The sequence below is a fragment of the Streptomyces sp. NPDC096193 genome (assembly GCF_040302905.1).
Classification (GTDB): Bacteria; Actinomycetota; Actinomycetes; order Streptomycetales; family Streptomycetaceae; genus Streptomyces.
Map to the genome: position 1 here is coordinate 136137 of NZ_JBEOSJ010000009.1, position 8680 is coordinate 144816.

11 protein-coding genes are annotated in these 8680 nt (G+C 70.5%); 8 read left to right on the forward strand and 3 right to left on the reverse strand.

From position 1 onward, the window contains the following. Positions 1-72 precede the first annotated feature (72 nt). Positions 73-393, forward strand: a complete 321-nt coding sequence (locus ABTX78_RS15970) for a hypothetical protein (RefSeq protein WP_352207394.1) — start codon at positions 73-75, stop codon at positions 391-393. A 91-nt stretch (positions 394-484) separates the two neighbouring features. On the opposite strand, the gene ABTX78_RS15975 is transcribed toward ABTX78_RS15970, so the two are convergent. Beyond that, positions 485-1072 (reverse strand): nicotinamidase, encoded by a 588-nt coding sequence (locus ABTX78_RS15975; protein WP_352207395.1) that lies wholly within the window; start codon positions 1070-1072, stop codon positions 485-487. A 102-nt stretch (positions 1073-1174) separates the two neighbouring features. Then, a complete protein-coding gene (locus ABTX78_RS15980; RefSeq protein WP_352207396.1) occupies positions 1175-2503 on the reverse strand; it encodes a nicotinate phosphoribosyltransferase in 1329 nt (442 codons plus the stop codon). A 161-nt stretch (positions 2504-2664) separates the two neighbouring features. Between ABTX78_RS15980 and clpS the strand changes: the two genes are divergently transcribed. From clpS to ABTX78_RS16015, 7 genes are all read left to right on the forward strand, one after another. Next, the gene (gene clpS / locus ABTX78_RS15985; protein ID WP_313946103.1) at positions 2665-2979 is read left to right on the forward strand and encodes an ATP-dependent Clp protease adapter ClpS; all 315 of its coding nucleotides are present in this window, start codon (positions 2665-2667) and stop codon (positions 2977-2979) included. Continuing rightward, on the forward strand, positions 2979-3572 hold the full coding sequence (locus ABTX78_RS15990) for a DUF2017 domain-containing protein (RefSeq protein WP_352207397.1): 594 nt from the start codon (positions 2979-2981) through the stop codon (positions 3570-3572). The genes clpS and ABTX78_RS15990 overlap by 1 nt, the downstream gene beginning before the upstream one ends. Positions 3573-3980: 408 nt before the next feature. After that, the gene (locus ABTX78_RS15995; protein ID WP_352207398.1) at positions 3981-5423 is read left to right on the forward strand and encodes an amino acid permease; all 1443 of its coding nucleotides are present in this window, start codon (positions 3981-3983) and stop codon (positions 5421-5423) included. Positions 5424-5545: 122 nt separating this feature from the next. Further along, entirely contained in the window at positions 5546-5968 is a 423-nt protein-coding gene (locus ABTX78_RS16000; RefSeq protein ID WP_313946106.1) for a M67 family metallopeptidase, read from the forward strand. Between the two features lie 119 nt (positions 5969-6087). Continuing rightward, entirely contained in the window at positions 6088-6204 is a 117-nt protein-coding gene (locus tag ABTX78_RS16005; RefSeq protein WP_327683836.1) for a putative leader peptide, read from the forward strand. 104 nt (positions 6205-6308) lie between these two features. Next, the gene (locus ABTX78_RS16010) at positions 6309-6641 is read left to right on the forward strand and encodes a MoaD/ThiS family protein (RefSeq protein WP_352207399.1); all 333 of its coding nucleotides are present in this window, start codon (positions 6309-6311) and stop codon (positions 6639-6641) included. Beyond that, complete coding sequence (locus ABTX78_RS16015) at positions 6641-7591, forward strand: PLP-dependent cysteine synthase family protein (protein WP_352207400.1); 951 nt, start codon at positions 6641-6643, stop codon at positions 7589-7591. The genes ABTX78_RS16010 and ABTX78_RS16015 overlap by 1 nt, the downstream gene beginning before the upstream one ends. A gap of 28 nt (positions 7592-7619) precedes the next feature. Here the strand turns inward: ABTX78_RS16015 and ABTX78_RS16020 are convergent, their stop codons facing one another. After that, on the reverse strand, positions 7620-8081 hold the full coding sequence (locus ABTX78_RS16020) for a type II toxin-antitoxin system PemK/MazF family toxin (protein WP_352207401.1): 462 nt from the start codon (positions 8079-8081) through the stop codon (positions 7620-7622). Positions 8082-8680: the final 599 nt, after the last annotated feature.

Consider the following 8680-nt stretch of genomic DNA (forward strand, 5'->3'; position numbering starts at 1 on the left):
GCGGCCGATCGTGTTTAGGTGCGTCCTACCGGATCCTTATTGACACGCCATCTCACGGGGGAGTGGTTCCGCATGCCTGGCGGAGGTTTCAGCAAGTTGCCCAACGGCAGCGTGGTCGTCGCGCTCAGCCTGCCGAGTCCGCTCGGCGACGGGAGCACGGCCCGCTTCCTGGTCCTCGCGAGGAACCGGGCCAGGGCGCTGACGCGACTGCGGAACCTGGGACTGCGGGCCGTCTACCTGCGGGGCAACGTCGATCCGCCCACGCCGGACGAGATCACCGCCGTGCTGCACCATCCGGACGGCCTGCTGTGGCGCAGCCAGCCGGGGGCGACACAGGAGCTCTGGCATCCGATACGGGCGCTGCTCCGGGACGCGCGGGTGCGGGAGGGATAGCGGCGGCCCCACCGGCCCCGTCCGGGGCGCCCGGGGCCGTCCGGGGCCGTGTGCGGCTCTGGGAAGGGCTGCCGGGGGACCGCCCGGCCCGTCAGACGACCGGCTTGCCGGACAGCTCCACGCCCGCGCTCCGCAGCTCCTCCAGCGCCCGCTCCGTCGACTCCTTCGCCACTCCCGCGGTCAGGTCCAGCAGCACCTGCGTCGTGAAGCCCTCACGGGCCGCGTCCAGCGCCGTCGCCCGGACGCAGTGGTCCGTCGCGATGCCGACCACGTCGACCTCCGTCACCTCACGCGCCCGCAGCCACTGCGCCAGCGTCGTGCCGTTCTCGTCCGTGCCTTCGAAGCCGCTGTACGCGGCCGCGTACGCGCCCTTGTCGAAGACGGTGTCGACCGCGCCCGACGCCACCGCCGGAGCGAAGTTCGGGTGGAAGCCCACGCCCTCCGTGCCCGCCACGCAGTGGGGCGGCCAGCTGTGCGAGAAGTCGGGGTGCTCCGAGAAGTGGTCACCCGGTTCGATGTGGTGGTCGCGGGTGGCGACCACGTGCTGATAGCCGGCGGGGACGGCCTGGCCGATCAGGTCCGTGATGGCGGCGGCGACCTCGGCACCCCCCGTCACCGCGAGGCTGCCGCCTTCGCAGAAGTCGTTCTGGACGTCCACGACGATCAGGGCGCGGTGCATGGCGGGGTCCTTAGGGGTGCGGGGGCGCGGCGGGGGCATGCGAGCGGCGATATCGAGCCTAGAGACTCGGGCCGCTCAGCGGGAGAGGGCTTCACGCTGCGTTCATACGTACTCCGTCGGCAGGACAGGCTCGCCCTTGGACAGCTGGCTCGCGGACATCGGCAGCCCGGACCGTGCGGCCCGGTGCCGGTCGCGTGCCGCGTCGAGCGGCTCGCGGGCCACCACCGTGCCGCCCTTGACCAGCTCCACCTGGAGCTGGCGATCGGCGAGCTCGGCGGGGACCGGGCCGACGCCGATGACCTCGGCCTCCGCCACACCCTCGTCGTCAAGCCGGCGCGCGGCCCACTTGCGGCCGCCCCGCGAGGACTTCGCACCCATCGACTTCTTCGCCACGGGCTGGAGCGGGGCCTGCGGATCGGTCGACTGCGCACGGGCGACGATCTTGTAGACCATCGAGCAGGTGGGGTGCCCGCTGCCGGTGACCAGCTGCGTGCCCACCCCGTAGGCGTCCACCGGCGCAGCGGCCAGCGAGGCGATCGCGTACTCGTCGAGATCGGAGGTGACCACGATCTTTGTGTCGCGTGCGCCCAGGTCGTCGAGCTGCTGGCGCACCCGGTGCGCGACCAGCAGCAGGTCGCCCGAGTCGATACGGACGGCGCCCAGTTCCGGTCCGGCGATCTCCACGGCGGTGCGCACGGCCTCCGCCACGTCGTAGGTGTCGACGAGCAGCGTCGTCCCTCGTCCGAGTGAGTCGACCTGAGCCTGGAAGGCGTCGCGCTCGTTGTCGTGGACCAGGGTGAAGGCGTGCGCGCTGGTGCCCACCGTCGGGATCGCGTAGCGGAAACCGGCGGCCAGGTCGGACGTGGAGTCGAAGCCGCCCACATAAGCGGCGCGGGCGGCGGCCACCGCGGCGAGTTCGTGCGTACGCCGGGCGCCCATCTCGATGAGCCACCGCCCGCCCGCCGCCGACGACATCCGGGAGGCCGCGGCGGCGATCGCCGAGTCGTGGTTGAGGATCGAGAGAATCACGGTCTCCAGCACGACGCACTCGGCGAAGGAGCCCTCCACCCGCAGGATCGGCGAGCCCGGGAAGTACACCTCGCCCTCGGGGTAGCCCCAGATGTCGCCGGTGAAGCGGTACGAGGCGAGCCATTCGAGCGTCGGCTCGTCGACGATCCGCTGCTCGCGCAGAAAGCCGAGCACACCGGCGTCGAAGCGGAAGTTCTCGACGGCGTCGAGCACCCGGCCGGTGCCGGCGACCACGCCGTAGCGCCGCCCCTCGGGAAGTCTGCGGGTGAAGGCCTCGAAGACCGAGCGGCGCCCTGCCGTACCGGACCGGAGCGCGGCCTGCAGCATCGTGAGCTCGTACTGGTCCGTGAAGAGCGCTGTCGAGGGCACATCCACCGGCAGGCCCAGGTCCGCAGTGTTCACGACGGTCAACCTCACACTTCTTGTCCGGGCCGCCGGTCGGGCCGACCGGGTGCGGGGGTCGCCCCCCGGGTGACGCAGCCACAACATGAGCCTAGCGCACATCTCGTCAGAGTGACGAGATGTGAGGCCCGTTTGTGCGATGGGCCCCTGCGGGTGGCAGCATGGACCGGGTGAGTGTTGCTCCTACAGAGATCGAACGCCCCGAATCGGCGGAGGAGACCTTCGCCGTTCCCGAGCCGGATGTGCCCTGGGTGACGCTGGTCCACAACGACCCGGTCAATCTGATGAGCTACGTCACCTATGTCTTCCAGGCCTATTTCGGCTACTCCAAGGACAAGGCGCACAAGCTGATGCTCGACGTGCACCACAAGGGCCGGGCCGTGGTGTCCAGCGGCAGCCGTGAGGAGATGGAACGCGACGTGCAGGCCATGCACGGATACGGGCTGTGGGCGACGCTCTCCCAGGACCGCAACTGATGGCGGGCCACTTCGAGCCGATCCCCGGCGGCGGCGCTGCTGTCCCGCTCGACGAGGTCGAGATCTCCATCCTGCGCTCCCTCGCCGTCCAGATGCTGGAACTGATCGGCCCCGGCGACGAACCGGTCGAGGGTGAGGACCCGCTCGCCGCGATGTTCGCCGAAGGGCCGAGCGAACCGCCCGCCGACCCCGCGCTGGCGCGGCTGTTCCCCGACGGCTACACCGGGCCGGACGCGGACGAGCAGGACGAGGAACTGCGCGCCGCCTCCGCCGAGTTCAGGCGCTTCACCGAGAACGACCTGCGCTCCCGCAAGCGGGACGACGCGCTGTCCGTCGTCCGCTGCCTCGACGCGCTCAGCGCCGGGGGCGAAGGCGGAGCCGTACTGAAGCTCGGGCCGGACGACTGCGCGCGCTGGCTCGGAGCGCTCAACGACCTGCGTCTGACCATCGGCACCCGGCTCGATGTCGGCGACGAGGACGAGAACAACGAGCTCTACCGGCTGCCAGACGACGATCCGCGCAAGCCGATGGTCATGGCGTACCTCTGGCTCGGGGTGCTCCAGGAGACGCTCGTCGAGACACTGATGCGCTGAGGTCCGCGCGCCGGGGACGGTTCCGGTTCGCGGACCGTGCCCGTCCCCGGACCGTGCCCGTCCCCGGACCGTGTTTCCGGGACTGCTCTTCGTCACACTCCCGCCGGATTCCGTTCGCTCAACGGACACTCAAATCCGGATAACGATCGTGTCACCAAGCCTTCGTGCTTTGCGATTTCGGGGGAGTTTTGTCCGCTTCTCCCTGTGGTGTGCGTCACGCTCGCCGCGATCGATCACCGTTGCAATCGTGATAAATCTTCCGGACCGCCGGGGGCGCCACCCATGTCCCCGGGGGCGCCGGGGCCGGCAGATCGCCGGTGGCACTCCATCCACATCCGGGGGGATCAGGACCTGATCCGCAGCCGCGACGCAGCGGGCGCGGTCAGCATGGAGAAAGGGCGCATCACCATGACCTCGGTGCAGGTCGACAAGAAGCACGGCGGCGAAGATGCCGCCGACCAGGGCTACCAGCGAGGGCTGGGTGCTCGGCAGATCCAGATGATCGCGATCGGCGGAGCCATCGGCACCGGCCTCTTCCTGGGTGCCGGCAAGGCCATTTCCAAGGCCGGACCGAGCCTTATCCTGGCCTACGCGATCGCCGGCCTGGTTATCTTCTTCATCATGCGGGCGCTGGGCGAACTGCTCATGTACCGCCCCGTGTCGGGCTCGTTCGCCGAGTACGCCCGCGAATTCGTCGGCCCCTTCGCGGGTTTCGTGACCGGCTGGACGTACTGGCTCTTCTGGGTCGTCACCGGCATCACGGAAGTCACCGCGGCAGCCACGTACATGACGTACTGGTGGGACATCCCGCAATGGCTGTCCGCACTGGTCTTCACGATCATCCTGTACGGCGCGAACCTGATCTCCGTGAAGCTCTTCGGTGAGCTGGAGTTCTGGTTCTCCATGGTCAAGGTGACGGCCATCATCGGCATGATCCTCATCTGCGCCGGTGTGCTGACGATCGGCTTCTCCGACGCCGGCGACACCGCCTCCGTGACGCACCTGTGGTCCGAGGGCGGGTTCTTCCCCAAGGGCATCGGCGGCACGCTGATGACGCTGCAGATCGTGATGTTCGCCTTCCTCGCGGTCGAACTGGTCGGCGTCACCGCCGGCGAGTCCAAGGACCCGGAGAAGACCCTCCCCAAGGCGATCAACACCGTGCCGTGGCGTATCGGAGTCTTCTACGTCGGCGCGCTGATCATGATCCTGTCGGTCGTGCCGTGGACCGCGTTCCAGCCGGGCGTCTCGCCCTTCGTCGCCGCCTTCGAGCGCATGGGCCTCGGCGTCGGCGCCGCGATCGTCAACTTCGTCGTCCTGACCGCTGCCCTGTCCTCCTGCAACTCGGGCATGTACTCCACCGGCCGGATGCTGCGCGACCTCGCGCTCAACGGCCAGGGCCCGGCGTTCTTCACACGGCTGACCAGGAGCGGCATCCCGCTGGCCGGAACCACCTTCTCCGCCGCGCTGATGCTGGTCGGCGTCTGGATCAACTACCAATGGCCCGGCGAGGCGTTCAACTACGTCGTCTCCTTCGCCACCATCTCCGGCATGTGGGCCTGGATCATGATCCTGGTCAGCCAGATCCGCTACCGCGCCAAGGCCGACCGCGGCGAGCTGCCGCAGTCCACCTTCAGGGCGCCCGGCGCCCCCTGGACCAGCTGGTTCGCCCTCGCCTTCATCGGCATGGTGATCGTGATGATGGGCATCGACAAGGACGCGCGGATCTCGCTGTACTGCGCACCGCTGTGGGCGCTGATCCTGGGCGTCTCCTACCTGGTGCTGAAGGGACGCAACCCCGAGGGGGTGGCGTTCGTGAAGCGCGACACGACCAAGACCGACGCGGAGCGCTAGGCCGCCTCCGGGCCGCCCGCAGAGGAAAGCGGCGCGGTTCCCGCCGCGTCGCAGGTCCAGCATCCGGGCCGGCCCGTACCACTCCTCGGTACGGGCCGGCCCGTCTGCTTATCCTGTCGCTCATGCTGACCATCACCCAGGCACTGTTCGACCGGATCGTCGAGCACGCACGCGCCGACCACCCCGACGAGGCGTGCGGGGTCGTCGCCGGCCCCGAGGGCAGCGGCCGACCCGAGCGCTTCATCCCCATGCTGAACGCGGCCCGCTCGCCCACCTTCTACGAGTTCGACTCCACGGACCTGCTGAAGCTCTACCGCGACCTGGACGACCGGGACGAAGAGCCGGTGATCATCTACCACTCGCACACCGCGACCGAGGCCTACCCGTCGCGTACGGACATCAGCTACGCGAACGAGCCCGGCGCCCACTATGTCCTGGTCTCCACCGCCGACGCGGAGGCCGCCGGGCCCTTCCAGTTCCGCTCGTTCCGCATCGTGGACGGCGAAGTGACCGAGGAAGACGTCAAGGTCGTCGAGGCCTACTGAGCCCGCGACCGGCGCGGCAGCGGCCGTCGTTCGCTCGCCCGACCACATCGTGAGCCGGATACGTCCAAGATGCGAGATCCCCCTCCGGAATGCGGAGGGGGAATCGATACGATGAGCGCATGGTTCCTTCTGACGTGAGCGACAAGACGCCGAGCACCCTGCTGCTCGTGGCGCGGCTGCACGTCGACCTGTGCCGCCTCGCCAGCGCGATGTGTACGGCCCGCGCCGCGTCCTGACCGACGGCCCACCGGCCCCACGGCCCGAGCGCACCCAGCACCGAACCCTCGCGCGGGGGCAGAGCCGCGCGCCCCCAGCCTCACTCCCGACAGGAGCCCACGCCATGGCCATCGAGGTCCGCATCCCGACCATCCTCCGCACCTACACCGACGGCGCCAAGGCCGTCGAGGGCAGCGGGGACACCCTCGCCGATCTCTTCGCCGACCTCGAGTCCCGGCACAACGGCATCAGGGAGCGCATCGTCGACGGCGACCAGCTCCGCCGCTTCGTGAACGTGTACCTGAACGACGAGGACGTGCGTTTCCTCGACGGCATCTCCACCAAGCTCGCGGACGGCGACAGCGTCACGATCCTGCCCGCCGTGGCAGGAGGCTCCGCCACCGCGCGGCAGCGTCCGGCCGAGCTGACGGCCGCGCGCCAGGCGGGCATGCGCTGATGCGTTACGACTCCCCGCTCGCCGCGGTCGGCAACACCCCGCTGGTCCGCCTCCCGCGACTGTCGCCCTCGGACGACGTGCGGATCTGGGCCAAGCTGGAGGACCGCAACCCGACCGGCTCGATCAAGGACCGCCCCGCGCTCCACATGATCGAGCAGGCGGAGAAGGACGGTCGGCTCACCCCGGGATGCACGATCCTGGAGCCGACGTCCGGGAACACGGGCATCTCCCTGGCGATGGCGGCGCGGCTCAAGGGCTACCGCATCGTCTGCGTGATGCCCGAGAACACGAGCGAGGAGCGGCGGCAGCTGCTCGCCATGTGGGGCGCGGAGATCATCTCGTCCCCCGCGGCGGGCGGCTCCAACACGGCGGTCCGTGTGGCGAAGGGGATCGCCGAGGAGAACCCGACCTGGGTGATGCTCTACCAGTACGGCAACCCCGACAACGCGGGCGCGCACTACGCGACGACCGGTCCCGAGATCCTCGCGGACCTGCCGTCCATCACCCACTTCGTCGCCGGCCTCGGCACCACGGGCACGCTGATGGGCGTCGGCCGCTATCTGCGCGAGCAGGTGCCGGGCATCCGCATCGTCGCCGCGGAGCCTCGCTACGACGACCTGGTCTACGGCCTGCGGAACCTCGACGAAGGCTTCGTCCCCGAGCTCTACGACGCCTCGGTCCTGACGACCCGCTTCTCGGTCGGCTCGGCGGACGCGGTCACCCGCACCCGTGAACTCCTGCGCCAGGAAGGCATTTTCGCGGGAGTCTCCACCGGTGCGGCACTGCACGCGGCGATCGGCGTCGGCACGAAGGCGGTGAAGGCGGGCGAGCAGGCGGACATCGTCTTCGTCGTCGCGGACGGCGGCTGGAAGTACCTGTCCACGGGTGTCTACACGGCGGCCACGACGGAGGAAGCGATCGAGACGCTTCAGGGCCAGCTCTGGGCCTGACGCCGGTACGGGCCCGCGGGCCCGCCGGTCATGCCGACAGGTGACGGACCTGGTCCCACACGGTCGGGTCCACCACACCGACCCTCCGGCGGAACTCCCACAGCTCGACCGCCCGCAACTCGTCGGTCTCCAGGAAGCTCGGGCGGCCCTGCGCATCGCCCACCGTGCCGGGCGGCAGGGAGATCACGCCCGGGCGCTCGTCGTGGTACTTGCTGGTGATCTTCGCGACCTGCGCGGTGCCGCCGCGCACGGACAGCACCAGGCACGGCCGGTCCTTGGAGCCGGGCCCGTCCTCGTAGGGAACGTCCGCCCACCAGATCTCCCCGGGCCGCGGCCTGTGCTTCGTCCCGCGGCGGGGGCCGGTGGGCCGCCCGGGCGGCCGGGTGCGCCCGGCGGGCCGCCGCGGGCCGCGCCCGTACCCGTCGGCCACCGCGGCGACCAAGGCGAGCACGACGACGGCGGCGACTGCGAGCCACCAAGACGTATCCATGCCCCGGAAGGCTACCGGCCCCCTGCCCCGAGGTCCCGCACCAGCCTGCGCGGATGAGCCCGCACCGTGCCTTCGGCGCAGGCGCTGCGACCTCCGTCCGGTACCACGACGACCGCCTTGCCCGCCCGGCCACGGGTCGGCCCATGCCGGGGTGACCACGTCCTCGCCCGGGCCCACCTCCCCTTGTGGATGCGCGTGCGGGTGGTGGTGGGGCTCCGCCCCGGACCCCGCGCCTCAATCGCCGGCGAGGCTGAATGTGCCCCCGCGCCAAGCGGCGGCCCGAGGTGGTCGCATCCCGTCGTCGGCCGAGGCGCTGCGACCACTGGCCGGTGCCACCACCACCTCTGCCACTGAGCTTCGCGTCCCGCCTTCAGTGCCTTTTGCCCACCCCGGCCACAGGGTGCCGCACCCGGCGGTCCGCCCATGCCGTGTGGTCACCGGCTGGTACCACCAACGCCCCCGGTCCACCCCGGCCACAGGGTGCCGCACCCGGCGGTCCGTCCGTGCCGTGTGGTCACCGGCTGGTACCACCAACGCCCCCGGTCCACCCCGGCCACAGGGTGCCGCACCCGGCGGTCCGTCCGTGCCGTGTGGTCACC